General features: G+C 65.8%; 25 protein-coding genes. 15 read left to right on the top strand and 10 right to left on the bottom strand.

Translation table 11 applies throughout. The features are described from left to right. The first annotated feature begins 53 nt into the window (after positions 1 to 53). Positions 54 to 815, top strand: a complete 762-nt coding sequence (locus ACOZ4O_RS05995) for an NAD+ synthase (protein ID WP_424524405.1) — start codon at positions 54 to 56, stop codon at positions 813 to 815. On the opposite strand, the gene ACOZ4O_RS05990 is transcribed toward ACOZ4O_RS05995, so the two are convergent. Continuing rightward, positions 812 to 2,056 (bottom strand): MFS transporter, encoded by a 1,245-nt coding sequence (locus ACOZ4O_RS05990; RefSeq protein WP_424524404.1) that lies wholly within the window; start codon positions 2,054 to 2,056, stop codon positions 812 to 814. The two genes, ACOZ4O_RS05995 and ACOZ4O_RS05990, sit on opposite strands and share 4 nt — an antisense overlap. A gap of 459 nt (positions 2,057 to 2,515) precedes the next feature. On the opposite strand from ACOZ4O_RS05990, the gene ACOZ4O_RS05985 reads away from it, so the two are divergent. Both ACOZ4O_RS05985 and ACOZ4O_RS05980 read left to right on the top strand, forming a co-directional pair. Continuing rightward, positions 2,516 to 2,722, top strand: coding sequence for a cold-shock protein (locus ACOZ4O_RS05985; RefSeq protein WP_424524403.1), 207 nt, complete (start codon positions 2,516 to 2,518; stop codon positions 2,720 to 2,722). Between the two features lie 172 nt (positions 2,723 to 2,894). After that, complete coding sequence (locus ACOZ4O_RS05980) at positions 2,895 to 3,245, top strand: thioredoxin family protein (RefSeq protein WP_424524402.1); 351 nt, start codon at positions 2,895 to 2,897, stop codon at positions 3,243 to 3,245. A 43-nt stretch (positions 3,246 to 3,288) separates the two neighbouring features. Here the strand turns inward: ACOZ4O_RS05980 and ACOZ4O_RS05975 are convergent, their stop codons facing one another. Further along, complete coding sequence (locus ACOZ4O_RS05975) at positions 3,289 to 3,930, bottom strand: DsbA family oxidoreductase (protein WP_424524401.1); 642 nt, start codon at positions 3,928 to 3,930, stop codon at positions 3,289 to 3,291. 116 nt (positions 3,931 to 4,046) lie between these two features. Between ACOZ4O_RS05975 and ACOZ4O_RS05970 the strand changes: the two genes are divergently transcribed. Genes ACOZ4O_RS05970 through ACOZ4O_RS05960 form a run of 3 tightly spaced genes read left to right on the top strand, consistent with a single transcriptional unit; the run spans position 4,047 to position 6,786 of the window. Continuing rightward, positions 4,047 to 4,472 (top strand): GtrA family protein, encoded by a 426-nt coding sequence (locus ACOZ4O_RS05970; protein WP_424524400.1) that lies wholly within the window; start codon positions 4,047 to 4,049, stop codon positions 4,470 to 4,472. Between the two features lie 36 nt (positions 4,473 to 4,508). After that, the gene (locus ACOZ4O_RS05965; protein WP_424524399.1) at positions 4,509 to 6,248 is read left to right on the top strand and encodes a MutS-related protein; all 1,740 of its coding nucleotides are present in this window, start codon (positions 4,509 to 4,511) and stop codon (positions 6,246 to 6,248) included. 28 nt (positions 6,249 to 6,276) lie between these two features. Then, positions 6,277 to 6,786 (top strand): CNNM domain-containing protein, encoded by a 510-nt coding sequence (locus ACOZ4O_RS05960; RefSeq protein ID WP_424524398.1) that lies wholly within the window; start codon positions 6,277 to 6,279, stop codon positions 6,784 to 6,786. Between the two features lie 7 nt (positions 6,787 to 6,793). On the opposite strand, the gene ACOZ4O_RS05955 is transcribed toward ACOZ4O_RS05960, so the two are convergent. The 6 genes from ACOZ4O_RS05955 to ACOZ4O_RS05930 form a co-directional block, all read right to left on the bottom strand. Further along, positions 6,794 to 7,369 carry a 50S ribosomal protein L15e gene (locus ACOZ4O_RS05955; RefSeq protein ID WP_424524397.1) on the bottom strand — a complete coding sequence of 192 codons (576 nt, stop codon included), beginning with the start codon at positions 7,367 to 7,369 and terminating at the stop codon, positions 6,794 to 6,796. Positions 7,370 to 7,509: 140 nt separating this feature from the next. Next, complete coding sequence (locus tag ACOZ4O_RS05950; protein ID WP_424524396.1) at positions 7,510 to 8,634, bottom strand: DUF5305 family protein; 1,125 nt, start codon at positions 8,632 to 8,634, stop codon at positions 7,510 to 7,512. 55 nt (positions 8,635 to 8,689) lie between these two features. Continuing rightward, positions 8,690 to 9,841, bottom strand: a complete 1,152-nt coding sequence (locus ACOZ4O_RS05945) for a S26 family signal peptidase (RefSeq protein ID WP_424524395.1) — start codon at positions 9,839 to 9,841, stop codon at positions 8,690 to 8,692. 174 nt (positions 9,842 to 10,015) lie between these two features. Further along, positions 10,016 to 11,368 (bottom strand): DUF1102 domain-containing protein, encoded by a 1,353-nt coding sequence (locus ACOZ4O_RS05940; RefSeq protein WP_424524394.1) that lies wholly within the window; start codon positions 11,366 to 11,368, stop codon positions 10,016 to 10,018. A 163-nt stretch (positions 11,369 to 11,531) separates the two neighbouring features. Further along, on the bottom strand, positions 11,532 to 12,083 hold the full coding sequence (locus ACOZ4O_RS05935) for a hypothetical protein (protein ID WP_424524393.1): 552 nt from the start codon (positions 12,081 to 12,083) through the stop codon (positions 11,532 to 11,534). Positions 12,084 to 12,112: 29 nt separating this feature from the next. Beyond that, complete coding sequence (locus tag ACOZ4O_RS05930; RefSeq protein WP_424524392.1) at positions 12,113 to 12,742, bottom strand: hypothetical protein; 630 nt, start codon at positions 12,740 to 12,742, stop codon at positions 12,113 to 12,115. A 595-nt stretch (positions 12,743 to 13,337) separates the two neighbouring features. Here ACOZ4O_RS05930 and ACOZ4O_RS05925 point away from each other — a divergent pair. Further along, entirely contained in the window at positions 13,338 to 13,913 is a 576-nt protein-coding gene (locus ACOZ4O_RS05925) for a DUF7344 domain-containing protein (protein WP_424524391.1), read from the top strand. Beyond that, positions 13,910 to 14,362: a hypothetical protein gene (locus ACOZ4O_RS05920; RefSeq protein WP_424524390.1), complete on the top strand. Its 453-nt coding sequence runs from the start codon at positions 13,910 to 13,912 to the stop codon at positions 14,360 to 14,362. Before ACOZ4O_RS05925 ends, ACOZ4O_RS05920 begins: the two co-directional genes overlap by 4 nt. A 206-nt stretch (positions 14,363 to 14,568) precedes the next feature. On the opposite strand, the gene ACOZ4O_RS05915 is transcribed toward ACOZ4O_RS05920, so the two are convergent. After that, complete coding sequence (locus ACOZ4O_RS05915; RefSeq protein ID WP_424524389.1) at positions 14,569 to 15,477, bottom strand: serine/threonine-protein kinase RIO2; 909 nt, start codon at positions 15,475 to 15,477, stop codon at positions 14,569 to 14,571. Positions 15,478 to 15,708: 231 nt separating this feature from the next. On the opposite strand from ACOZ4O_RS05915, the gene ACOZ4O_RS05910 reads away from it, so the two are divergent. The 4 genes from ACOZ4O_RS05910 to ACOZ4O_RS05895 are packed head-to-tail and all read left to right on the top strand — an operon-like array spanning position 15,709 to position 20,210. Continuing rightward, positions 15,709 to 16,710: a TAXI family TRAP transporter solute-binding subunit gene (locus tag ACOZ4O_RS05910; protein WP_424524388.1), complete on the top strand. Its 1,002-nt coding sequence runs from the start codon at positions 15,709 to 15,711 to the stop codon at positions 16,708 to 16,710. A gap of 8 nt (positions 16,711 to 16,718) precedes the next feature. Further along, complete coding sequence (locus ACOZ4O_RS05905) at positions 16,719 to 19,028, top strand: TRAP transporter permease (protein ID WP_424524387.1); 2,310 nt, start codon at positions 16,719 to 16,721, stop codon at positions 19,026 to 19,028. 41 nt (positions 19,029 to 19,069) lie between these two features. Beyond that, positions 19,070 to 19,387 (top strand): tRNA-binding protein, encoded by a 318-nt coding sequence (locus ACOZ4O_RS05900; protein WP_424524386.1) that lies wholly within the window; start codon positions 19,070 to 19,072, stop codon positions 19,385 to 19,387. 28 nt (positions 19,388 to 19,415) lie between these two features. After that, entirely contained in the window at positions 19,416 to 20,210 is a 795-nt protein-coding gene (locus tag ACOZ4O_RS05895; protein WP_424524385.1) for a lipoate--protein ligase family protein, read from the top strand. On the opposite strand, the gene ACOZ4O_RS05890 is transcribed toward ACOZ4O_RS05895, so the two are convergent. After that, positions 20,203 to 20,739, bottom strand: coding sequence for a redoxin domain-containing protein (locus ACOZ4O_RS05890; RefSeq protein ID WP_424524384.1), 537 nt, complete (start codon positions 20,737 to 20,739; stop codon positions 20,203 to 20,205). The genes ACOZ4O_RS05895 and ACOZ4O_RS05890 overlap by 8 nt on opposite strands. Before the next feature lie 78 nt (positions 20,740 to 20,817). Here ACOZ4O_RS05890 and ACOZ4O_RS05885 point away from each other — a divergent pair, with 78 nt between their 5' ends. The 3 genes from ACOZ4O_RS05885 to ACOZ4O_RS05875 all read left to right on the top strand — a co-directional run bounded on the left by ACOZ4O_RS05885 (position 20,818) and on the right by ACOZ4O_RS05875 (position 23,762). Then, entirely contained in the window at positions 20,818 to 21,651 is an 834-nt protein-coding gene (locus ACOZ4O_RS05885) for a deoxyribonuclease IV (protein ID WP_424524383.1), read from the top strand. A 163-nt stretch (positions 21,652 to 21,814) separates the two neighbouring features. Beyond that, a complete protein-coding gene (locus ACOZ4O_RS05880) occupies positions 21,815 to 22,621 on the top strand; it encodes a class I SAM-dependent methyltransferase (protein ID WP_424524382.1) in 807 nt (268 codons plus the stop codon). 52 nt (positions 22,622 to 22,673) lie between these two features. Next, positions 22,674 to 23,762, top strand: a complete 1,089-nt coding sequence (locus ACOZ4O_RS05875; RefSeq protein ID WP_424524381.1) for an aminopeptidase — start codon at positions 22,674 to 22,676, stop codon at positions 23,760 to 23,762. Positions 23,763 to 23,869: the final 107 nt, after the last annotated feature.

Here is a 23,869-nt window from a genome sequence, read left to right as displayed (position 1 = left end):
GCACTCCCCCGATTCCACCCCAGACTTACGGACTGCGCGGTTCAGGGTGCGGTATGGACTACGCGCGCGTCGAAGCCCGCATCCACGACTTCCTCCGCGACCGCCTCGACGCCGCGGGCGCGGACGGCTACGTGCTCGGCGTCAGCGGCGGCCTCGATTCGGCGCTCGGCGCCCGGGTCGCCGCGGACGCCGTCGGCCCCGAGAACGCCCTCGGTCTGATTCTACCGGGCGCACCGAGTTCGACGGCGAACATGCGGGACGCCCGCGACCTCTGCGACTTCCTGGGCATTCCGTACGAGGAGGACGACATCCGGCCCGCGGTCGCGTCCATCCGCGACGGACTCTCTGGGGACTTCGACGAGACCACGGTCGGGAACGTCCGCGCCCGCGTCCGAATGACCTACTGCTACGAGGCCGCGAACGCCCGGAACTATCTGGTACTCGGCGCGGACAACAAATCCGAGTACGAACTCGGCTACTTCACGAAGTACGGCGACGGCGCGGTCGACCTCGCGCCCTTCGGCGACCTCTACAAGACCGACCTCTACGAGTTCGCCGAGTACCTTGGACTCCCCGAGACGTTCATCGAGAAACAGCCAACGGCGGAACTCTGGGAGGGACAGACCGACGAGGATGAACTGGGAGCGTCCTACGAGGTCATCGACGCCGTGCTCCGGCGCTATCTCGACCGCGACCTCACTGTCGCGGAGATCGTCGCGGACACCGGCATCGACCGCGACCTCGTCGAGCGGTTCGTCTCCCGTCACGAGTCCACCGAGCACAAGCGACGACGCCCGCCCACGCCCGGCCTCTAGAGGCCGAAGTCCTCGGGGTCGGCGTCGGCGACGGCGGGAAGCCGGCGGAGGCGGGGGCGGAGGAGGACGTAGGCGGCGGTGAACGCGAACCCGGACGCGGCGAGCGCCATCGTCGCGCGCACGCCGACTGCTTCTCCGAGCAAGCCGCCGAGGAGCGACCCGAGCGGGAGCGTCGCGCCCGACGCCGTGCCCTTCGTCGCGGACACGCGCCCGAGCAAATCGGCGGGGAAGACGCGTTGGTTCAGCGTGGACGAAACGACGCCGCTCGCGCCCGCGGGAACCCACGCGAGGCAGAACAGGGCGACGGTGAGCGCGGGCGTCGGCGCGAACACGGCGGCGAGCCAGCACGCCGCGCCGACACCCTGCATGAGCAGGACGCGGCCGAACGGCACGCTCTCGAGTCGCGGCCCGACGAGCGACCCGAGCAGTCGCCCGACGCCGAGCGCGCCCAGGAGGAGGCCGTAGAACAGCGGGCCGCCGATGGCCGCGCCGAACGCCGGCAGGACTGCGAGCGTCACGCCCGTGGTGAAGTTTGCGACCGCCGTGGTGAGGACGAGTTCGACGAACACGGTTCCGCGGAGCACGTCGATTCCCTCCCTGAGGTCGTCGCGGTACGACCCGAGCACGTCGCGGACGGACGGCGCGTCCGCTGTGGGTTCGGACGTTGGTGCGTTCAGTCGAACGCCGGCGAACAGGAGTGCGGCGAGCGCGAACGTCCCCGCGTCCGCGAGGAACAACGCGGTCGCGCCGACTGTCGCGACGACCGCGCCGCCGAGCGCGTCGAACACCATATCGAGGCCCAGCGTGACGGTGGCGAGCGCGGCGTTCGCGTTCGAGAGACGGGCGTCGTCGACGATTCGCGGGAGGACGGCGGTCTCCATCGGCGCCATCGCGAGCGACGCCAGCATCAACAGCGGCGCGACGGCGAACAGCAGTTCGACACTGAGATGACCGGCCGCGGCGGCGAGCGGCAGCGAGAGCACGACGACGCCCTGCGCGAGCTGCGCGCCGACGAGCACGCCCTTCAGCGGGAGGCGGTCGACGAGCGGGCCCGCGAGTATCTGGAGGAGCCACGGTAGGAGGAGGATCGAATTCAGTGCGCCCGTGACGCCCGTGGAGCCGGTGAGGTCGAACGCGAGCCAGAGCACCGCGACGGTGTAGAGGCTGTCGCCGGCGTTCGTCACGAACTGCCCCGCGAAGAACCGGCGGAAACTCGGGTTCCGCCAGACCGAGTCGGTCACGACCCACCTCCCCGGACGCGCGAGCGACGGCTATCGTGGTGGGTTTCGAGCGATACGCTGGTCGGTGCGTCCCGGCGGGACGCGGCGTGTGTCTGCATGTCGTGTGGTCGACGGCGAGAACTGCGACTCCCGGTCGGACGCGACGGGGAGCGTGGCGAACCCGAGTGCTGCGGCTATCGGGCCGCCCGCGCGGCGGGAGGAGAACGAGGACTGTGGACCGGCCGCGGCTGTCGAACCATTCGACTCACCGGGCGTTCAACACTATCCGGTAAATATTTGGTGGTCTCGCGGACGCGCCGCTCGGCGTCGCTCCGCGTCCAGAACGGCAATTGCGCCTTTGGATTGAGAGTGACAATCTCAAAACATCGCTCGTCTCTGGTGGACAAATGTCCTGCAGCGGGTCGTGGTACCTTGACCCTCGCAAGCCTTATCCGGGGAGCGGCCTTGTATTTGATTGTAATGGCAAACGGTAACGTTGAATTCTTCAACGACACAGGCGGCTACGGTTTCATTTCGACTGACGACGGCGACCTCGACGACGACGAAGACGTGTTCTTCCACATGGAAGACGTCGGCGGCGAAGACCTCACCGAAGGGACTGAGGTCGAGTTCGACATCGAGTCCTCCCCCAAGGGCCCCCGCGCAGCGAACGTCGTTCGGCAGTAATACGAGACACCTGTCGCACTAGCGACAGACCCGACATTCAATTCTTTCAGACGCCATACCACCGAGCGACCGCGTTCTCCACGTCCTACCACTTTCGACGCCTCGCCGAGCGTCGCCGACGGTCGAGTGCCGCGGGCGCGCCGCCTAAGCCTGTTCGGCGCCTATACGGCGTATGAGTCTCACCGAGAAACCCCGGCAGCTCGAGACGAGCGACGACCTCGACGCCCTCCTCGAATCCGAGGACGTGGTGCTCGTGGATTTCTACACGAAGGGCTGTACGCTCTGTCAGTCCATCGAACCCATCGTCGGGAACGTCGCGCGCGCCACCACCGCGACCGTCGCGATGTGCAACCCCCAGACCGACCTCGACCTCGTGGACGAGTACAGTATTCGGAGCGTCCCGACCCTCCTCCTGTTCGAGGACGGCGAGGTCGTCGGCCGGCTCGCGGAGGGCTTCCAGGGCACCGAGGCGGTCGTCGAGTTCGTGACGGAGAACAGCTCCGCGGAACGCGTGTCGGAGTAGCGCGCCCGAAAAAGAACGCGGTCGTGGGGCGCGTTCGAGCGCGTTAGCGGCCGTTGACGAGGCGGTCGAGCTGTTCCGGCGGGACGGAGCCGCGGGCGGCGTGGTCGTCGTAGACGAACGTCGGGATGCCGGTGATGCCGATGTCCGTGGCGTCCTCGAACCGGTCTTCGAGTTCGGCCGCCAATGCGTCGTCGGTGATGGCGTCCCGAACCTCGTCGCCGTTCACGTCGACGGACTCGGCCACGTCCGCCAGCACGTCGGGGTCGTCGATGGGACGGCCCTCCACCCAGTGCGTGTCGAACAGCGCGTCGTAGAACGCTCGGAAGGTCTCGTCGTCGTACGACTGCTTCACGTAGAGCGCGGCCTGCTGGGCGTCCCACGAATCCACGTCGGGAGCCTCGTCGAGGCCGAGCATCTCCTCGGCGTCGTACTGCTCCTTGAGCTGCTTGACGTTGTCCTTCACGTTCTCGAAGTAGTCGTCGTCCTTCCCGTCCTCGACGCTGTCGTCGATGTCGCCGTCGGGCCCGCGCTTGTACCCGCGGAGGTCGAAGAAGCGCCAGTCGACCGTCGGCGGGTCGTCGGCGTCGTCGAGGTACTGTCGGAGGCTGGCGCGGCCGAGGTAGCAGAACGGGCAGACGAAGTCGGAGTACACCGCGAGGGTGTCCTCGGGAACGATGTCGCTCATACGCGTCCTACTCCCCGCCCGCCGAAAAGGAACGCGGTGGCGGCACGCCGCTCTGGGAACCACTCACACGACCACAAAACATTTAACCGAAACGAGTCCCGAGCGTTGGGGCACGAATGGAGCGCATCGAGACCGCACTCGCGTCCGCCGTTCGCGGCACCCCTCTCGCGGAGTACGTCGCGCCCGAGCGGGCGGTTCGGGTCGCGGAGTTCGGCGGCGTGGGCGCGACCGGCGCGCTCGTCAACCTCGCCGTCCTCCTCGCGCTCGCGGACGGCGACGCCATCCTCGTCCCGGCGCTCGCCGCGTTCCTCGCGGGCGTCCTCTGGACGTACGGACTCAACCGCCTCGTGACGTTCGACTTCGACGGCGGCGCGCTCGAACGCATCCCGCACTACGTCGGCGTCTACGCCGTCGGCTACGTCATCTACGCGGGTCTCCTCACAATCGGACTGGCGCTCGCGCTCCCCGCGTGGCTCTCCGGTCTCGCCGCGACCGGCGTCGGCGGCGTCTGGAACTACTGGGGGAGCGAACGCATCGCGTGAGAAACGACTAAACGGACTTCTCCTCTCTCCTCCGGTATGCGACTGGAGGACTACTGGGGCGTCGGCCCGAAGACCGCCGCGCTCCTCACTGACGCGCTCGGAACCGAGGCCGCCGTCGCCGCCATCGAATCCGCGGACAGTCGGACGCTCGTGGACGCCGGCCTCGCCCGGGGTCGCGCGACCCGCATCCTCCGGCGCGCGAACGGCGGGGCCGGCATGGACGTGCTCGCCACCGAGGACGCCCGCGCCGTCTACAAGGACATCGTCTCGCTCGCCGAATCCTACGCCGTCACCGACCACGCCGCCGACCGCATCCGCGTTCTCACGCCGCTCCTCGACCGGGACGCTGTCGACTCCCGTCTGGACCGCGTGACCGCGGCCGTCGAGTCGTGGCGCGCGCTCGACGACGACACGAGAACCGACGTGCTGGACGCGTTCGAGCGGTACGACGACGCCGGCGGCACCGACCGCGCCGCGGTGGACGCCGCGCTCGTCCTCCGGGAGACCGGCCTGCACGACGGCGTGTTCGCGCCGCTCGCGGACTGCGACCCGGACGCGCTCGCGGACGCCGCGGACGCCCTGCAGTACCTCGACGGCGAGCGCGTCACCGCGGGGGCGGACGCCCGACTCGACGAACTCAGGGACGCGCACGCGGACGCCGAACGCCTCGAACGCGACACGTTCGACGTGCTGGAGGAAATCCGCGGCTCCGGCGTTCGCGGCACCGAGGAGTTCCGGGAGGCGTTCGTCGCGTACGTCCGCGAGCAGACCGCCATCGACCCGTCACGGGCGCGCGAGGCGATGGGAGAAGGTGCGGCCGACGCCGCGGACTTCCTCGCGGCCACCGCACGCGACCTCGAAACCGACCTCGCCCAGGCCGTCGAATCCCGCGAGGACACGGTCCGAGCGGACCTCCAGGAACGCGTCGACGACGCACGCGAGGACGTGGACGCCGCCGTCGACGCCGTCTCCGACATCGCCTTTTACCTCTCGCTCGCCCGGTTCGCCGACGCATTCGACCTTACCCGACCCACCATCGTGGACACCGACACGCTCGCCGTCGTCGGCGCGCGGAACCTCTCCCTCCGCCGGGACGGCGTGGACGTCCAGCCGGTGACGTACGGCGTCGGCGACCACACCACCGGGGACGCGCCGAGCGGCGACCGCGTCACCGTCCTCACGGGCGCGAATTCCGGCGGGAAGACCACGCTCCTCGAAACCCTCTGCCAGGTCGCCCTGCTCGCGCAGATGGGACTCCCCGTGCCCGCGGACGCCGCCGAAGTCGGCCTGGTGGACGCCCTCGTCTTCCACCGCCGCCACGCCAGCTTCAACGCCGGCGTCCTCGAGTCCACGCTTCGCTCCGTGGTCCCGCCGCTGTCGGGCGACCGCCGCACCCTCATGCTCGTCGACGAGTTCGAAGCTATCACCGAACCCGGGAGCGCCGCCGACCTCCTCCACGGCCTCGTCACGCTCACGGGACGGGAGAACGCGCTCGGCGTCTACGTCACCCACCTCGCGGACGACCTCGCGCCCCTCCCCGGGAACGCCCGCATCGACGGCATCTTCGCCGAAGGCCTCACGCCCGACCTCGAACTCGCCGTGGACTACCAGCCGCGCTTCGACACCGTCGGGAAGTCCACGCCCGAGTTCATCGTCTCCCGACTGGTCGCCGAAACCGAGAACCGCGAGGAACAGGCCGCGTTCCGCACGCTCGCGGACGCGGTCGGCCACGACGCCGTCCAGCGCACGCTCGCCGACGCCGACTGGACGCAGTAACTACAGTCCTCCCGCTCTACGCTCCCGTATGGACTGGACACTCCTCCCGATAGTCGGCGGCGTCGCCGTGTTGCTCGCCGTGAGCGCCTTCTTCTCCAGCGCCGAAATCGCGCTGTTCTCCCTCCCGATCGAACGCGTCCGCGAACTCGCCAACACACCCAACGGCCGCCGCCTCGCCGAGACCCGCGAGAACTCCCACCGCCTCCTCGTCACCCTCCTTGTCGGGAACAACGTCGTCAACATCGGGATTTCGAGCATCGTCACCGTCGTCCTCGTCACCTACCTCCCGCCGAGTTACGCCGCAGTCGTCGCGACCCTCACCGCCACCACCCTGGTACTCGTGTTCGGCGAAATCCTCCCGAAGACCTGGGGGCTCGCGAACGCCGAATCCTGGTCGCTGCGCGTCGTCGGGCCGATGCGCGCCATCGAACTCCTCCTCTACCCGCTCGTCGTCTTCTTCGACGGACTCACCGGGACGCTCGCACGGCTCGCGGGCGGCGAAACCGAAATCGAACGCGAATACTTAGACGAAAAGTAAGCCGTAGTCAGTCGGAGTTCACGCTCGGGCGCGTGCGCTCCGTGCCCTTGCCCTTCTTCGAGAGACCGCGCCCGCGCTTGCCGGCGGCGGTGAGACCGCGGTGCGCGCGGTTCTCCTGCGAGTTGTTACAGATCCAGTTCAGGTCGTCGTCGTTCTGGATGGCGGGATGCTCGGGGTCGAGGAAGATGACCTCGAACCACTTCTGCGAGCCGTCCTCACCGACCCAGTACGAGTTCAGAACGCGGAGGTTCCGGTACTTCCGGGTCGCGCGCTCCTCCGCGATGCGCTGGAGGTTCTTCGAGCGACCGATGCGGTTCACGCCCTGGCGCTTCGTCCGACGCCCGGCCTTGAACCGCTGCTTGCGCGCCGTCCCCTTCCGCACGCTGACGCGTGCGACGACGACGCCTTGCTTCGCCTTGTAGCCCAGGTCGCGGGCCTTGTCGAGGCGAGTCGGGTTGTCGACGCGGACGATAGCGCCCTGGTCGCGCCACTTCTGCTTTCGCTGCCACTGCAGCTCGGCGAGCTTGCCCTCGCCGGGCTGCTTCCACGCGTCCCGAATGTGGGAGTAGAAACTTCGTGCCATGGTTATCAGTCGGGCGCTTGCGATTCAGTTCGCGAACGCGAACCACATTTCGTCCCGTCGAAACGGGTGCCCGCTGGAGCCCGTGGCCAGCGAGTTACCCGTGCTTCGTGGAGCGCGAGTAAAAGGACTACGGAACGCGGCTACGACTCGTCGTCCTGCCGGAGACCGTCGTACACCGTCTGGAGGTCGAGAGGGTCGCTGCCCCGTGTTTCGGGGTCCTCGGGCGGTTCGTACCGCACCACGAGGTCGCTCGTGACGGCGTAGAACGCACCGGTGGTTCGGTCTTCGACCACGCCCACTCCCGAGTCGATGGCGAAGTCGACGAGATCCCCGAGGGAGTCGGCGTCGGCGTACTCCCGTTCGCGAACCGACGCGGGGAGGTCAATTCTGACTACCCACTCGTCGAACTCTTCGCGGTTGGAGAGAAAACGCAAACGCTCTCGTTCTACGTCGCTCAACGCGAGGCTGCCGCGGAGGCGGGCGGGGACGAGCAGCCCCAGTAGAGCGACGCTCGTGAGGAACGCGAGCGGTCCCCCCGCCTTCCAAAGCACGCCGCGGTCGCGCGGCTGGGAGACGGTTTCCGTAGTCGTCACGCGTTCGGACTGAGAGCCCGCACCGCTCACCGAGTAGGTCGCGTCTCCGTTGGCGAGGGAAAGTCGACGCGTGAACGTGAGCGTGGTCGGTGAGCCGCTAGCGCGACTGTGGGCCGTGGCGTTCACCACGACGACCGTTTCGAGTGTCCCGTCGCCACCGAGCGAGTCGCGTATCGCGGCTGTTCGCTGTCGCACTTGCGTCGTGTTCAACGACACGTTCAGCGACGCGGTCCCCCCAGGGTTGACGGTCTCCTGATTCGTTTTCAGGGTTGTTCGGTTCGACCAATACGTCGTGCTCTCCCCGACGGACTGGATGAGGAGCGACGCGTTCATCGAGACGTTCGCGGGAGCGTCGGTCCGCGGACGATACGATGTCAGAAACCGCACATCGAGGGTTGGCGAGGCTGACCGATAGTACCGCTGGCGGTTCTCGAGCGTTTCGCCGACCGGGAACGCGGGGTTCTCACGGGTCACCGTGGCCGAGTGGTCGAACGAACTGACGAGCCGCCACTCCTCTACGGTCTGCTCCGATTGCACTGACCCCGGGGCGGTGTACGCGACCAGCGTCGCGTACCCGCCGACCATTCCGACAAGGACGAGAACAACGATGGCGACTGTGAACCACGACGAAGCCACTTCGCGCAGTCGAAGAAGGTATCTCCCATCACCCATCACCCCTCTCTGTGTCGCTCATTCACAAAGAATTGTCGGTGGGGCGAATATATCGCTAGTCGAACATTCTGTCAAACAGCGACCGGTCGTGGCGTGACTCCCGGGTGCGGAGGCGGACGCGACGTCCGCGCAGAAGCACGTATCCGATTAGGTAGAGACCACCACCGAGCAGTGCGTCGATGACGACGATCGGAAGCCACGGGTGGACGTCGTGGAGGCCGTCGATGACGGAGCCGGGAAGGACGGCGAGGTACCGGTGTTCGGTGACGAATCGACGATAGTAGCCGGTGTCAGGGGGTGCAGACAACGTCACATTTGTCCGCGCCGTTGACCGACCGTCGACGTACAGCCGTTCTTGTGAGATGCTCACACCGTTACTCGCAGGCTCGACATACGCGACGACCGGAATCAGCCCTCCGTTACCTACCGTGTACGGGAGCGTGCTCGATTCACCCGCCCGGATGACCGTCGGGCTGTCGGACTCGAACTCCGCGCTCACTACACCGAACGATTGCGTGCCCGCAGGGACGACCATCGCCGCCGTCGCGGTGACCACGATGACTGCGGCGAGCACGAGGAGAACGCGCCCGCTGTCGAATCCGTCGCCCCGGTCGCGCGTCCGCTCTCGCTCCCGTACCGGACTCCTCGACGCGAGTACGTCGTAGCCGTACAGCATCACGGAGAGCGCGAGTAACAGGTACGAGAGGCCGCGCGTCCCCAGGAACGCGCGCGACCCCGTCATCACTGCGAGGCGACGCTGAACGTCTTCGAACGAATTCTGAACACTCGTAATCCCCGTCCCAAGGTGTGGTATCCGTACGACGCGTCCGTTCACCTGGAGAGCGACTGCGACTACCTGTGCGTCCTTCACGACAGGCTCGCCGCCCGCTTGGTCAGTGAACGGGTTCGCGTCGCCTTGCGTGTAGTACCCCTGAGGCGTCTCACGGACGACTCGGTGGGTTGTCAGCCCGCCACCCCCTACCTCCTGTGCACGGAACGTCACCACATCTCCCGTCTCGACATCGCCGGCCAATGCCGCCGGAATCGCGATGAATCCATCGCCCGGATTCAGCGTGCCCGTCATGCTTCCAGTCTCGACGTAGCCGAACAGCACGGGTGTACCGAGAATCTGGCCGGCCACGAGCGCGACGACGACGAACACGAGCGCGGCTTGGAAGGACAGTCCGACCGCTCGTCTGAACGACATCACGGGAGAGTCACCCGTGTAATCAAACTATTCCGACAAAAACCCTCGGGGTCTATCCGTCGTGCCCGACGACGCCGACTTCGACGGCGGTGTGCGGCGCGACAAACGTGAGCGACCCGCGAACCGCCCATCCCGAACCCCGTCCCTCCTGCCGGGCGTGTCGGCGCGGACACGTCAGTTCTCCCGGCTCCGCCACCGCGCCAACGCGAGCACCACGACGACGAACGCGGCGACGCCCGCGAACCCGACGACCTCCCGGAGGCGGAATCCACTCTGCTCCGCGGGCGGGCGTTCGGTCGTCGAACCGGCGGTTTCGGTCGTTGTCGTCCGCACCGTCGACGTGGATCGTTCGTCCGCCCCCGCGTTCGTCGTCGTCGGCGTCGTCCGGGTCGTCGTCTGGTCGGCCGTCACGCGAACCGTCGCCGTCGCGTTCCCGGCGCGGACCTCCACCTCTCCCGGTTCGCTCGGGCTGAACACGGCTGTGACGTTCGTCCGCTCACCCGCGTCGAGCGATACCATCTGGGTCGCGACGACGGACTCACCCGCCCGCACGACTATCGTTCGGTTCCCGCGCCACTCACCGCGGTTCGCGACCACCGCGGACACCGCCACAGCGTCGTTCACCGCCACGGTGCTCCGATTCACCGACGCGTCCACCACGTCCACCGACGGTCGTCGAACTCCCACGACGAACGTCGAGAAGTTCGGCGTCTCCGCCTCCAACACAACTCTATCGCCGCTCCGGCCGACGACGCGAACCGGTCGCGTGCTCTGCGCCCCCTCGTGGAGATGCCGGACGACAAGCTGGTCAGTGGAGACGTTCGCGTCCTCGAACGCCGACGCGTTCATCTCGAACCGGAATACGCCCGACGCTTCAGGGGCGGACGCCTCCACCGCCACGGCTCCGAGCGCGTCGAACCCGCGGTCGGACTCGTTCGACGCGTCCACGCGACGCACGGTCAGGTCGAACGCGCCGTTCTCCCGCGACGACACGCGCAGCTCTTCAAGCGTCATCCGGCCGAATTCGGAGACGAGCAACGACTGCCCGTCAAGCGTCACTGGCTCACCCGCTCGCGCGTCCTCGACTGAGAACTGACGACGTCCGTCTGACCGCACGGACTGAATCGACACCGAACCCAGCGTCTGCGTCTGTGTAGGCGGCTCCGCCACCCGCGCGTGCACGGTGATATTCTTTAGCAGGTCGCCTGGTATCGCTCCTGTCGAATTCACCTGCAACCCGACCGGAACAGAGCCGTCCGGACCCACCACCACCGCGTCCTCGACAGACTCGATAGGGTGATTCCGCGCGTAGAACGACACCGCGTCCGACTCGTGCGTAATCCACACGCGAGCGTACTCGGAGCCCCCGTACTCGATGGAGAACACGTCGTCGAACGTCGTGACAGCGCTCGGATTGAGACCAGCGGCGTCCACTTGCGGGTTCGCCCCTGAGACATCGACGACGAGATCCCCCTCCTCCACGTAACTGTAATTCCCGTTCGAACCCGCCGCCGGCTGTAAACTCACGTCACCACCGACAGAATCCTCTGCCGAGAAGAGCGGCACCGCCGCTGACGGCACAACCAGCACACCCAGCAGCCCAACGACTGCGACCACCACGGCGACGCGTTTCATCCTAGAAGACCCACCGACGGAATCGAACCGTCGAAAAGACCGTCGTGGGCGGGGGTTAGTCGCTCGATGCCTCAGCGACGATAGTGATATCCGTATCGTACGTCTTCGTACTCGCGCCAAACGTCAGGACGCGAATTCCGACGTTGATCTGGTCGCCCACGCCGAGCGTCGGTGGGTCGTCCCGTAGCGCGATCTTGGACCGGTCGGTTACGTCGTACAGTTCGACGTCGATGTCGGACGACTCCGGCGACTCCGAATACACGTCCACGGGCTGTGTTCCGTGGTTCGCGATTCCGAAGAGGCCGTCGTCCGTCGTCGCGTCCGCGTCGTCGTCGAACTCGTACACCGAATCCACGCCAAGACCGATAGACGGGTCCTTGACTCTCCGGTCGTTCGACGGCAACTTCAACTCCACGACGCCACCGTCTCCACGGCTCCGACCGCCCTTCCCGCGCTCGGTGAGCTGTAACAGCGCGTCGTAGTCGTCAGCGACTGACACGGACAGGGACCGTTTCGCGCTCACACTCGAGAACGCCCCGGTGCCGAGGCCGAGGCTCGCGCTCGCCGTGAGCGCGCCGAGTCCGGTGAGCAGATTTCTTCGTTTCATGTCTATACTTGGGGATTAATAGGGGCCGGTTAGATTTCGCCCGTGTCTTTCGCGACGAGCTTGAATTTCTTACTGTAGTCGACGTCCTTGGTGCCGTACGAGAAGAGCTCGACACTGAGGCTCTGTCCCGGCTTGAGCACAGGTACCCCTTCGTCGCCTGATGGATTAGTACCTCCCTTCAGGTTGTTCTCATCGAGATTGCTCGTGATGGAGAGAGCGCCCTTGTTCACTTGGAAGGTGGTACCATCGCTCGTGTACTTTCCATCCGAGTTTGCGAACGACCCGTGCGCAGAGAACCGGACACCGTCCGGTCCTCCCTTCGTGTAGACGACGACATCTTGCGTACCGTTGTTCGTCACCCGGAACAGATCCAGGATTTTTGTCGTCGCGTTTTTGTTGAGGCCAACCCCCTCCTCAGTTTGATCGTTGTCCGTGTCCGTCGAGATATCGATCGAAATCGTATCCCCGGAAACGTCAACGTATTCGCTGTTCGCTGAGCTACTAATCTTCTCGATTCCTAGAAGTGCGTTTGCGTCGCCCGCCGTCTGAACCTCCAGACTACGTTTTGCGCTCACGCTCGTGAACGCGCCCGTACCGATTCCAGCCGCCCCGGCGGCGGTGAGCGATCCGAGTCCTGCGAGGAACTTGCGTCGTTGCATGGTTGTTTGTGGTACGCCCCTTCAGGGGGGCGCACTCAGTTCAACCCATCAACCCCTTTGTAAGTAGTATTGACACGCCAGATGTGTTTCAGGAGTGACTTGACGTGTCGTCAGGCTGTTCGTTCGGAACCGCTGGCGGACACTGAATCACGCTAAACGACGAATTAAACGTCGTATTTCGGTGGAAGGGAGTCGGCCCGCGATGTTGGGGCGGCTACGACGACGTGCCCGTTTTCCAGCCACGCGTCGAGCCACCGCAGTCTCCCGACGCGGGCGCTGCGGTCCGACTTTCGTGGGCTGTCGGACCACCGAGTCATCGAATCGCGGCATGGATGGCCGTGCGGAAGCGTGTGCGACGTGTCCCTTCTTGAAACACACGTCACCTAAGTCGCCGACGGTTTCGAGCGGTCAAGGCTCTGATGAACGGCGGACTGCCGTAGATACTTTACAGGAAATCAAGGAGATTATAAATTCTATCCACTGTATTGGGTCACTCTACTCTGCAACCCATCTCATGTCGAATAGTTTACTTCACACTGGTCTGGATATTAACTAACTCTAACACTTATTACGGATCTTTCTATACCTATCTCTTGTGTCCTCGGAAGCCACCGGAGGTTCGAGCACACAGGGGGAGCTCACGGAGGATGCGCTCTTCTCGGTGCTCTCGAACCGCCGCAGACGATACGCAGTTCACGCGCTGAAACGTGAGAAATCGGCTGTTGAACTCGGGGATCTCGCGGAACAGGTCGCGGCGTGGGAATACGACACGCCCATCTCCGAAGTCTCCTACGAGGAACGAAAACGCGTGTACACCGCGCTCCAGCAGTCCCACCTTCCGATGATGGACGACGCGAACGTCGTCGACTTCGACAAACGCCGTGGTGTCGTCGAACCCACGCCCGCATTGGCCGATGCGGATGTCTACATGGAAGTCGTCCAAGGCCGCGAGATACCGTGGAGCCAGTACTACCTCGGATTGTCCGGTGTGGCCCTCGCGCTCACACTCGCGGTCGCGGTAAACGCGTGGCCGTTCACCTTCCTCTCAAACTTCGCGTGGCTCGTTGCGACCGCAGTCGCGTTTACCGTCTCCGCGGCCATCCACACTGTCTACGCGAACGGTCTTCGAATCGGCGAGACAGAACGACCACCTGAACTAGAGAATAAATGAACACCTCGAAAGCGATCAGTGTCACGCTCGCCGTGATCGCTGTCGCCGCGCTCAGCGTCGGCACAATGGGGTTCACCAGCGTCTCCGCCGACCGCCCAGTCTCGGTCAACGTCGTCGAGAAGGACGACGCGTACGTCGGCGTCGTCGCCTGCGAAAAGAGCAACGGTAATGGAAACGGCGCGAATCCCATGCGCGTCTGGGTGACCAACCGCTACACCGACGCGTTCACCGTCGAACGAATTGAGGGTGACAGAACCACGACGCCGACGAAGAAAATCCAGACGGGTAAACGCGTGCGAATCAACCCAGCGTTTGGTGCGGATACGGTTACTGTCTACGTGAACTCTAATGGGTTCTCCGCCACGGTCACCGCCGACGTCTACGCGAAGTCCGAGTGTCCGCTCTCTCCGAACGACAAAACGAACACGGGTAAAAACGGCAATAAGTGAGTCACGGCCGCAAGAACAGTGCGGTTAGTGTGAGAACGGCTACGGGAAGCGGGCCCTCAGAGACGACCCGATACGGAGACTCAGTCCTTAACGACGAGCCGGACCGAGTTCGTTGAGCGAATACGGTAGCGAACGCAATCGTCGTGACCGACTGGTCTCCCGGAAGTTATCACGGGATATCGCTCAGAACCGAGAAACGTCACCTATCAGGCCGTGTAGTTCTCGATTCGCTCGAAGGTGTCGTCTGTGACGGCGTCCGCAACCGCATCCACATCTGGGTCGGAGATGGCGTTCGGGTACTTTCGCTGGAAGTAGGAGACGATGTTTCGCACGTCGCGTCCGAGGAGTTCGCGCGCGTTCTCGTGGTCGGTGGGGACCGACTGCGGCCAGTCGAACAGCGTGATGCCGGACTCGTGGACGAACACGTTGTACTCGGAGATGTCCGCGTGCACGAAACCCTTCGTGTACGCGAGCGCCATCTCCTGGAGTATCAGGTCGAGCACGCCCTCCGCCTGCTCGGCGTCGAGTTTCGCGCGGTTCAGTTCCACACCGTCGATCTTCTCCATCACGATGGCGTGCCGGTTCTGGTCGACCGGCCGCGGGACGCGCACGTCCGGGTAGAGTGATTCGAGCGCCTCGTGTTCGCGCTCGGCGGCTTTTCGCGCGGTGTAGAACCAGGAGACGTGCTCCTTCTCGCTCGTGTAGTCGCGTTCCTTGTTCACCTCGCGGAAGTTCGTGTATCCCTCGCGGTGGAACTTGAGCGCCATCGGCTTGTACGACTGCACCTCGAACACGTCCGACTCCTTTCCGACGCCGAGCGGCGCGCCGAACCCCTCGACGGTGTCGCGCTCCGCGAACGTCTTCAGCGCGAGCACGTCGTACCCCTCGAACGTGAGCCGGAACCCCTCGTACTGGATTGTCTGTCGCTCCACCAACCCCCGGTCCTCAACGCGGTCCAGTCGGTAGTCCACCTCCTCCTCTGTGAGGCGCGCGAACTCCGGGAGTTTCTCGCGCGCCACCCACTCCGAGAAGCGCATCCCGTGTTCAACGCCCGAGAGGAGGTTGAAATCCTCCTGCTCCAGCTCCGCGACCTCCTGGGCGACGTTCTGAACCATCTACCCGGGATTCGGCCGCGTCGGGTAAAAACACCGCGGAGCCGCCGATAAATTCTATATGGCGATACAGAAACCCTTGTTTCCTCGGGGCTCGCGCGGCCGGCTGGCTACCGAGATTCGAGTGTTAAAAGAGTTTAGTGACTGTTGGACAGTACCAATCTATATACGTTACCAACGTTAGAACACGACACAGGTATGACTGCCAATTTGAACACTAACCGTAGAACCTTCTTGAAAACTTCCGCGGGAGCCCTCGCACTCACGAGCGTCGCCGGCTGCATGGGGGGCAGCGGGAGCGGTGACGCGCCGGGCGCGGACGGCGAGATGATCATGACCACGTCCACCGAAACCACGTCCGCGTACGCGATGAGTCAGGCAATCGCGAACCGCGTCAACCAGAACACGGACGCGGTTACAGTCGACGCCCGGCCGAGCGAGGGGACGAACGCTAACATCGGCCGTCTCTCCCGCGACGAATCCGACATCTCCTACATCCAGAACTGGACCGCGAGCAAGGTCGCGAACAACGAAGCCCCCTTCGAGGACATCGACTTCACGCCGAACCAGGTGTTCCACCTCTACGACCTCGCGTGGCTGCTCGCGTCCCCGAACGACGGATGGACGTCCGTCTCCGACATCCAGTCCGACAGCCGAGTATCCCCGACGCCGCGTGGCTCCGGGACCGCCGAGATGCTCCAGCACTCCCTCGACTACGTCGTCGACGACTACGAGCGCGTGAGCATCAGCTACGGCAATCAGGCGAGCGCGATGAGCGAAGGCCGCCTCGACGTGGGCGCGGCGACCTTCATCAACAAGGCCGTCGAACCCGGCTGGGTCCAGCAGATGAAGAGCACCGTCGGCCTCCGCGTCCTCCAGTGGCCGGACGAGGCGGTCTCCCAGCTCGAAGACGACCCCGCAATCATCATGTCGGACATCGACATGAGCACCTTCGAGGGCTACGAGTACGCCCCCGACACGCTCCACACGCCGACGCTCGCGTACAACTTCGTCGTGCGCAACGACTTCTCCTACGACACCCTCTACTCCTTCCTGGAGACGCTGTGGGCGCAGCGCGAAGCCCTCCAGGAGGACAACGCGCTCCTCGGCGGCCTCGCCGACGGCGAGTTCTGGACGGAGAACGCGTACGACACGCTCCCGTTCCACCCGGCCGCCGCTGACTTCTATCAGGAGAAGGGCGTCTGGTCTGACGAGTTCGAAGTCGGCGAAGAGTAGCGCACTCGATGTTCGACTCCCTTCGACTGAGCGACGGCACGACTGTCGCCGAACTGCGCGAATCCTTCGGGAGCCGACCGGTCAGCGAACGCGTTATCATCGCCACCGTGTCCGCGCTCGCCGTTCTGTTGACCGCGTCCACGCTCGCGTTCGCGTGGTTCCGACCCATCGTCCGCGTGCGCTGGACGAACATCTTCCTCGGGCTCGGGCTCGTCATCTACTACCTCAACCTCTCCGTACAGGCCCAAGAGGGTGACTCCCGACTGCTCGGGTTCGTTCCCGACCGCTACCACGACCACGTCGGACGCCTCGACTCACACCTCTGCGTGCTGTCCGCGTTCGCGGCCGCCGCAGTGAGCATCTACGTCGAACTGAACTTCACGCGGCTCTACGAGAGCGCGATTGTCGTCGGATTCCAGCAGATGGACATCGTCGTCGGCCTGGTCGTCGTCGCGCTCGTCATCGACGCGACCCGGCGCGCGTACGGCTGGGCTATCGCGCTCGTCGGCATCGGCTCCGTCGTGTACGCCATCATCGGCCCCGTCCTCCCCGGATTCCTCTCGCACTCCGGGTTCACGTGGGCCGACGTGGCGACGTACGGCGCGGTCCGCATCAACGGCGCGTACGGCTTCATCACCGAAATCGGCGCGACGTGGGTCGCCGTGTTCATCATGTTCGCGGGGCTCGCCCGCGTCTACGGCGCGCTCGACGTCATCCTCGGCCTCGGCGAGCGCCTCGGCCGGAACCTCAAGAGCGGCGTCGTCCACGTCGCCGTTCTCTCCAGCATGGCGATGGGTTCCATCACGGGGAGCGCGGCCGCGAACGCCGCGACGACCGGGAGCTTCACCATCCCGATGATGAAACGCCAGGGCGTCCGCGAGGACTACGCGGGCGCTATCGAGAGCGTCGCGTCCTCCGGCGGACAGATAATGCCGCCCGTGATGGGTGTCGCCGCGTTCCTGATGGCGGACATCCTCGGCGTCTCCTACTTCCGCGTCATTCAGGCGGCGTTCCTCCCGGCGCTCCTCTTCTACTTCAGCGTCGGTATCGCCATCCAGTTCGCCGTCCTCCGACACGGCTGGACGACCGAAAACGAGACCGACAACAGCATTCTCGCGTCGCTGTTCAGCGTCCGCACGCTCACAACCGTGCTCTACACCGCGCTTACCGTGGGCGCGTTCTTCGTCGCCCGCAACACCTTCGGGTACGGTCCGCTCACGGCCGCCGCCGTCGCCGGTGCGGTGCTCCTCGTGGTCCGCCTGCTTCAGGCGGTCGCGCTCTCGGACGCCACGGTCGACGATTTCGTGGGGGCGCTCCGCCGGTTCTTCGCCGGAACGCACTTCCTCGTGCCGATGGCCGTCCTCCTCTACACGCTCGTCGTGATGCGGCTCTCGCCGCTCGCCGCCGGCCTGTACACGACCCTGGCGATGGTCGGGACGATGTACGCCCGGAACGTCCTGCTCGCCCTCATCGGCGACGGAGAAATCGAGTCCGCAGACACGGACGCGGATGTGGACGCGGCCTCACAGGGCGTGCCGTCCGCGCTCGTCGCGACCACCGTGGACACCCTTCGCGGGTTCAAGCGCGGGTCGCTCGACATGGCGCCGCTGGTCGGCGTGCTCGCGTCCATGGGTGTCATCATCGCGATGCTCACCCAGACAGGACTCACGCAGACCATCAGCCTCCGCATGATATCGCTCGGCGGCGGGGTGCTCGTCCTCGTCCTGCTCATCGCGATGGTATGCAGCATCCTCTTCGGCATGGGGATGCCGACGCCCGCGGCCTACATCCTCGTGCAGGCGCTCATCACGCCCGCGCTCGTCGACCTCGGCGTCGGCTCCATCACCGCCCACCTCTACGTGTTCTACTTCGCGATGCTCTCCGCCATCACGCCACCGGTCGCTGTCGGCGTCGCCGTCGGCTCCCGCATCGCGGACAGTAGCTTCATGCAGACAGCGATGCAGTCGCTCCGCATCGGCGCCGCCGGGTTCCTCATCCCGTTCGCGCTCGTCGTGAACCCCGCGCTCATCGACTGGACGCTCACGGGCACCCCGCTCGCCGTGTTCGGGGTGTTCCTCGGCGTCGTCTCGCTCACCGCGGCCACCATCGGCCACGACGGTGCGCGGACGCTCACGACGCCGTGGCGCGCGGTCTTCCTCGCGTTGGCCGCCATCTGCCTGTTCGGTCCGGCGAGCGAGGCGGTGGTCGGTAGCTCCGGCGCGCTCGCAGTGCAGGCCGGCGCGGCCGTCCTCGCGCTCGCCTTCTTCGCCGTCGCGAACCTCCGCGGCGCGGACGCCGCGACGCCCGCGAGCGCGTAGCGACCCGAACCGTTTTCTTCCCTTCTTTCATTCGCTCCGCTATGTCACCGCTCGACACTGAGGTTCGAGTCGGCACCGTCGAATCCGCGCAGCCGTTCCCGGAAACCCGGAAACCCGAGATGGTGAAACTCACCGTTGACCTCGGCGACGACACCGTGCAGTCCGCCGCACAGCTCGGCTACCACCACGACCCCGACGCGCTCCCCGGCACCCAGGTCCTGTGCGCGCTCGGACTGGGGACCGTGAACATCGCGGGCTACGAGTCCGAGGCGCTCACGCTCGGCGTTCCCGGAGACGACGGGAACCCCGTGCTCGTCCGACCCGACGGCGACGTGCCGCCCGGCGGCGAACTCTACTGATTAAGTCGCGCGAGCCCTACGCTCCAGTATGACCCCGGCGGACCGCGAGTGGCGGCTCATCGAGGAAGAAACGTGGCACGGCCCGACGAACATGGCGCTTGACGAGGTCGCCGCGCGCACCGCGGCCGAGGACGGTCTGCGGACGGCGCGCGTCTATCGCTGGGGGCCGAGCACGCTCTCCCTCGGCTACAACCAAGCCCCGGAGAGCGTGGACTGGGACTACTGCGAGGACGCCGGCGTCACGGTCACGCGGCGGCCGACCGGCGGCGGCGGCATCTACCACGACTACACCGGCGACATCTCGTACACGCTCGTCGCGCCCGCCGACGAACTCCCCGGCGACCTCATGGACGCCTACCACGTGCTCTGCCAGCCGATTCTCGACGCGTTCTCCCGCATGGGCATCGACGCCGACTACGTCGACGAGTCGATGCCCGAACTCCACCGGCCCGCGTGCTACCTCCGCGAACTCCATCCCGCCCACGACATTGTCGCTGACGGGAAGAAGATCAGCGGGAACGCCCAGTACCGTCAGCGGGACGCCGTCATCCAGCACGGCTCGCTCTCCTACTCGCTCGCGACCGACCGCCACCTCGGCGTGTTCAGCGACCCGCCCGCGTCCGAGACCTTCGAGGACCGAGTCACGTCAATCCGCGAACTCGCGGGCATCTCGCGCGACGAGGCCGTATCAGCCGTGGAGGACGCGCTCTCGGACTGGGCTGACGCCGACCCCGGCGAGTGGCGGGACGACGAACTCGCGGACGCTCGCGACCTCGCTGGAGAAAAGTACGCGACCGACGCGTGGACGCGCGAAACTAACTGAACCCGAACGACTCCTCCTCCGCCGGCGGCCCGAGCACGTCTTCCACGGCCGCCCGAATCTCCTCCAGCGGCGGCGAGTCCCGCGTCGGGTCGAGCGGATGTTCGCCCACCCAGCGATACCTGATGACGCCGTCCTGGTCGATGAAGAACACGGAGCGCTTCGAGCGCGCCGCGACCCTGAGCGCCCGGTACTTCACGCCATACGACTCCGTGATGCTGAGGTCGCGGTCCGAGTACAGCGGGAACCCGAGATTGAGGTAGTCGATGAACTTCTTATGCGTGTACGTCCGCGACCGACTGACGCCAACGACCTGTACGCGACCCCCGGTCGCGAACCAGTCGTAGTCGCGGAACGAACACCACTCGTTCACGCAGTCCGGACTGAAGTCGTTCGTGTAGAACGCCAACAGCACGGGCTTCTCCGCCAATAGGTCAGAGAGCGGCGTTTCTTCTACGTCGCCGTCTGGTGTGACGAGCGGCGCGCTGAACATGGGTGCGTCCGCCCCCACCTCCAGCGGCGAGTCCGGCATACCTCGACGAAGGAGCGTAATGACCTAAAGCGTCCCGGGTTCCGAAGCGTTTTCGTCCACCGGTCACGCACAGTCCGTATGCTCAGAGTAGGCGCACACGTCTCCATCGCCGGCGGCGTCGACAACGCCGTCGAACGCCAGGTCGATGTCGGTGGGAACTGCGGCCAGATATTCACGCACTCCCCACAGGTCTGGCAGGACCCGAACATCGGCGACGACGAGGCCGCCGCGTTCCGCGACGACACCACCGCGGAACTCGACGGCCCCTGGGTGATTCACTCCTCCTACCTCGTGAACCTCTGCACGCCGAAGGACGACCTCCGCGAGAAGTCCATCGACTCCATGCAGAAGGAAGTCGACGCCGCCGCCGACCTCGGCATCGAGTACGTGAACGTCCACCTCGGCGCGCACACCGGCGCGGGCGTCGAACAGGGCCTCGACAACGCCGCGAGCGCGCTCGACGAACTCGACATCCCCGAGGGTGTCACTGTGCTCGTCGAGTCCGACGCGGGGTCCGGCACGAAACTCGGCGGCGACTTCGCGCACCTCGCGGGCGTCCTCGACCGCTCCAGTCAGGACCTCGACGTGTGCCTCGACACCGCGCACGCGTTCGCCGCCGGCTACGACCTCTCCACGCCCGAGGGCGTCGACGAGACGCTTCAGGCGTTCGACGACGAGATCGGCCTCGGCCACCTCGAGTGCGTCCACCTCAACGACTCGAAGCACGAGTGCGGCACCAACAAGGACGAACACGCCCACATCGGCGAAGGACACATCGGCGAGGACGGCATGACCGCGTTCGTCAACCACGACGCCATCCGCGACGTCCCGCTGGTCCTCGAAACCCCGAACGAGGACGGCCGCGGGTTCGCGTGGAATATCGAGAAAGTGCGGGAACTCCGCGACGCGTAGCGTCGCGACCCCTCGAGCGTTCACGAGAGCGAAGCTCTCGTTAGCCAACCAGAACGCGGAGCGTTCTGGTGACGCCGCAGGCGTGAGACTACGCGAATTGTAGATTCGTGAACGGCGGCCGGGAGGCGGTCCGTTTTTCTCATCCGGGGTCGTACGCGTGGGTGTGCGACGGTTTTCCGCGGAGTACTTGACGGATACGCGGCGGGGGATGTGGGAGGACCGGGAGGCGCTCGCGCCGCTCTCCCTCCACGACCGCGAGCGAATTCTGGACGTGGGTTGTGGGACCGGCGAGCTGACCCGCGTGCTCGGCGAGGAGTCCTCGGCGACGGTCGTGGGGGCGGACGCGGACCGCGAGTTGCTCGCGCACGTTGACGCCGACGGTCGGATTCAGGCGGACGCGACGCGGCTTCCGGTTCGGGACGACGCGTTCGACCTCGTGACGTGCCAGGCACTCCTCATCAATCTCCCAGACCCGGTCGTCGCCGCTCGCGAGTTCTCGCGGGCGTCCAGCGACTTCGTCGCCGCCATCGAACCCGACAACAGCGAGGTGCGCGTCGAATCGACGGTGTCGGACGAAGCGTCGCTCGCTGAGTCCGCTCGCCGGACCTACATCGAGGGCGTCGAGACGGACGTGACGCTCGGGCAGAGCGCCGCTGCCGTGTTCGAGGACGCCGCGCTCACCGATGTGGTGACGCGACGCCACGAACACGTCCGAACCGTCGAACCGCCGTACTCGCGCGCTGAACTCGAAGACGCACAGCGGAAAGCGACGGCGAGCCGGCTCGCCGACCAGCGCCCGACACTCGAAGCCGGCGGAATGACTGGACGCGAGTACGACCGTCTCCGCTCCGCGTGGCGCGAGATGGGGCGTGCGGCAGTCGCGCAGATGCAGGACGAGTCGTATCGCCGTCGTGCGGTAATCCCATTCTACGTCACGGTCGGCCGCGTTCCCGAATCCTCGGAGACGTAACAGAACGCGCGTTCTGGGAGGGCTTTTGTATCCCCGCGGACACGGAATCCGTATGGACTCTCGTATTGAGCGACACGCCGAACTCATCGCCGACCACTGTGTCGACATCCAGGAGAACGACGACGTCTACATTTCGGGCCCCGCGGCCGCGAACGACCTCGTTGTCGCCTTGCACGCCGAAATTGGAAAGCGCGGAGCGAACCCGATGCTCTCGTGGCGGAACAGCGCCGCCTCCCGCGCCTACCACCGCGAGATGGACGCCGACGACTACACACTCAGCGAGCACTCGCTCGCGGCGATGGACGAAGCGGACGCACTCATCGGTATCCGGGGTGACGAGAACACCGCGGAGACGAGCGACGTGCCGCCCGAGAACCTCTCCGCCGCCCAGCGCGCGAACCAGGAAACGCAGGAGGCACGACCCGACCGCTGGGTCGGCACGCAGTACCCGACGGCGGGCAACGCCCAGAAGGCCGAGATGAGTACTGAGGCGTACGCGGAGTTCGTGTGGAACGCCGTCAACAAGGACTGGGACGCCCAGCACGAACACCAGCAGCAGCTCGTGGAGATTCTCGACCCCGCGGAGGAAGTGCACATTCGCTCGGGAGACACCACCGACCTCACGATGAGCGTCACGGGGATGCGGGCGGTAAACGACGACGCCCGGAAGAACCTCCCCGGCGGCGAAGTGTTCACCGCGCCCGTCCCCGACTCCGTCGAGGGGCACGTGACGTTCGACAAGCCCGTGCTGTACATGGGTCGCGAGATACAGAATGCGTACCTCGAATTCGAGGGCGGCGAAGTCGTGGACTATGGCGCCGACCAGAACGCGGACGCGCTCGGCGCCATCCTCGACACGGACGAGGGCGCGCGACGGCTGGGCGAGCTCGGTATCGGGATGAACCGTGATATCGACCGGTTCACGTACAACATGCTGTTCGACGAGAAGATGGGCGACACCGTCCACCTCGCTGTCGGGCGAGCCATCGACGAGTGCGTCCCCGAGGACGCCGAGGTCGACGGAAACCAGTCCGCGACGCACGTGGACATGATTGTGGACATGAGCGAGGACTCCGTCATCGAGGTTGACGGCGAGGTCGTGCAGCGCGACGGCACCTTCCGCTTCGAAGACGGCTTCTAGGGGCTGACAGGCGGCGGACTGGTTCGACCGGGCTGTGCCGCGCTCCCGCCTCGTCCCCCGGCCGACTGTGGTTACGTCACACCGCCCGCTGGCCGCGGCTTCCTATA

The sequence above is a fragment of the Salarchaeum japonicum genome, from assembly GCF_049705945.1.
GTDB classification, from domain to species: domain Archaea; phylum Halobacteriota; class Halobacteria; order Halobacteriales; family Halobacteriaceae; genus Salarchaeum; species Salarchaeum japonicum_A.
The sequence above is the reverse complement of the archived record's forward strand: the minus strand, read 5'-3'. Positions and strand labels throughout refer to the sequence as shown.

What these genes read in the sequence shown, in the direction of transcription:
- ACOZ4O_RS05995 (WP_424524405.1), top strand. Translation starts at nt 54, where the DNA reads ATGGACTACGCGCGCGTCGAAGCCCGCATCCACGACTTCCTCCGCGAC.
- ACOZ4O_RS05985 (WP_424524403.1), top strand. Translation starts at nt 2,516, where the DNA reads ATGGCAAACGGTAACGTTGAATTCTTCAACGACACAGGCGGCTACGGT.
- ACOZ4O_RS05980 (WP_424524402.1), top strand. Translation starts at nt 2,895, where the DNA reads ATGAGTCTCACCGAGAAACCCCGGCAGCTCGAGACGAGCGACGACCTC.
- ACOZ4O_RS05975 (WP_424524401.1), bottom strand. Translation starts at nt 3,930, where the DNA reads ATGAGCGACATCGTTCCCGAGGACACCCTCGCGGTGTACTCCGACTTC.
- ACOZ4O_RS05970 (WP_424524400.1), top strand. Translation starts at nt 4,047, where the DNA reads ATGGAGCGCATCGAGACCGCACTCGCGTCCGCCGTTCGCGGCACCCCT.
- ACOZ4O_RS05965 (WP_424524399.1), top strand. Translation starts at nt 4,509, where the DNA reads ATGCGACTGGAGGACTACTGGGGCGTCGGCCCGAAGACCGCCGCGCTC.
- ACOZ4O_RS05960 (WP_424524398.1), top strand. Translation starts at nt 6,277, where the DNA reads ATGGACTGGACACTCCTCCCGATAGTCGGCGGCGTCGCCGTGTTGCTC.
- ACOZ4O_RS05955 (WP_424524397.1), bottom strand. Translation starts at nt 7,369, where the DNA reads ATGGCACGAAGTTTCTACTCCCACATTCGGGACGCGTGGAAGCAGCCC.
- ACOZ4O_RS05950 (WP_424524396.1), bottom strand. Translation starts at nt 8,634, where the DNA reads ATGGGTGATGGGAGATACCTTCTTCGACTGCGCGAAGTGGCTTCGTCG.
- ACOZ4O_RS05945 (WP_424524395.1), bottom strand. Translation starts at nt 9,841, where the DNA reads ATGTCGTTCAGACGAGCGGTCGGACTGTCCTTCCAAGCCGCGCTCGTG.
- ACOZ4O_RS05935 (WP_424524393.1), bottom strand. Translation starts at nt 12,083, where the DNA reads ATGAAACGAAGAAATCTGCTCACCGGACTCGGCGCGCTCACGGCGAGC.
- ACOZ4O_RS05930 (WP_424524392.1), bottom strand. Translation starts at nt 12,742, where the DNA reads ATGCAACGACGCAAGTTCCTCGCAGGACTCGGATCGCTCACCGCCGCC.
- ACOZ4O_RS05920 (WP_424524390.1), top strand. Translation starts at nt 13,910, where the DNA reads ATGAACACCTCGAAAGCGATCAGTGTCACGCTCGCCGTGATCGCTGTC.
- ACOZ4O_RS05915 (WP_424524389.1), bottom strand. Translation starts at nt 15,477, where the DNA reads ATGGTTCAGAACGTCGCCCAGGAGGTCGCGGAGCTGGAGCAGGAGGAT.
- ACOZ4O_RS05905 (WP_424524387.1), top strand. Translation starts at nt 16,719, where the DNA reads ATGTTCGACTCCCTTCGACTGAGCGACGGCACGACTGTCGCCGAACTG.
- ACOZ4O_RS05900 (WP_424524386.1), top strand. Translation starts at nt 19,070, where the DNA reads ATGTCACCGCTCGACACTGAGGTTCGAGTCGGCACCGTCGAATCCGCG.
- ACOZ4O_RS05895 (WP_424524385.1), top strand. Translation starts at nt 19,416, where the DNA reads ATGACCCCGGCGGACCGCGAGTGGCGGCTCATCGAGGAAGAAACGTGG.
- ACOZ4O_RS05890 (WP_424524384.1), bottom strand. Translation starts at nt 20,739, where the DNA reads ATGCCGGACTCGCCGCTGGAGGTGGGGGCGGACGCACCCATGTTCAGC.
- ACOZ4O_RS05885 (WP_424524383.1), top strand. Translation starts at nt 20,818, where the DNA reads ATGCTCAGAGTAGGCGCACACGTCTCCATCGCCGGCGGCGTCGACAAC.
- ACOZ4O_RS05875 (WP_424524381.1), top strand. Translation starts at nt 22,674, where the DNA reads ATGGACTCTCGTATTGAGCGACACGCCGAACTCATCGCCGACCACTGT.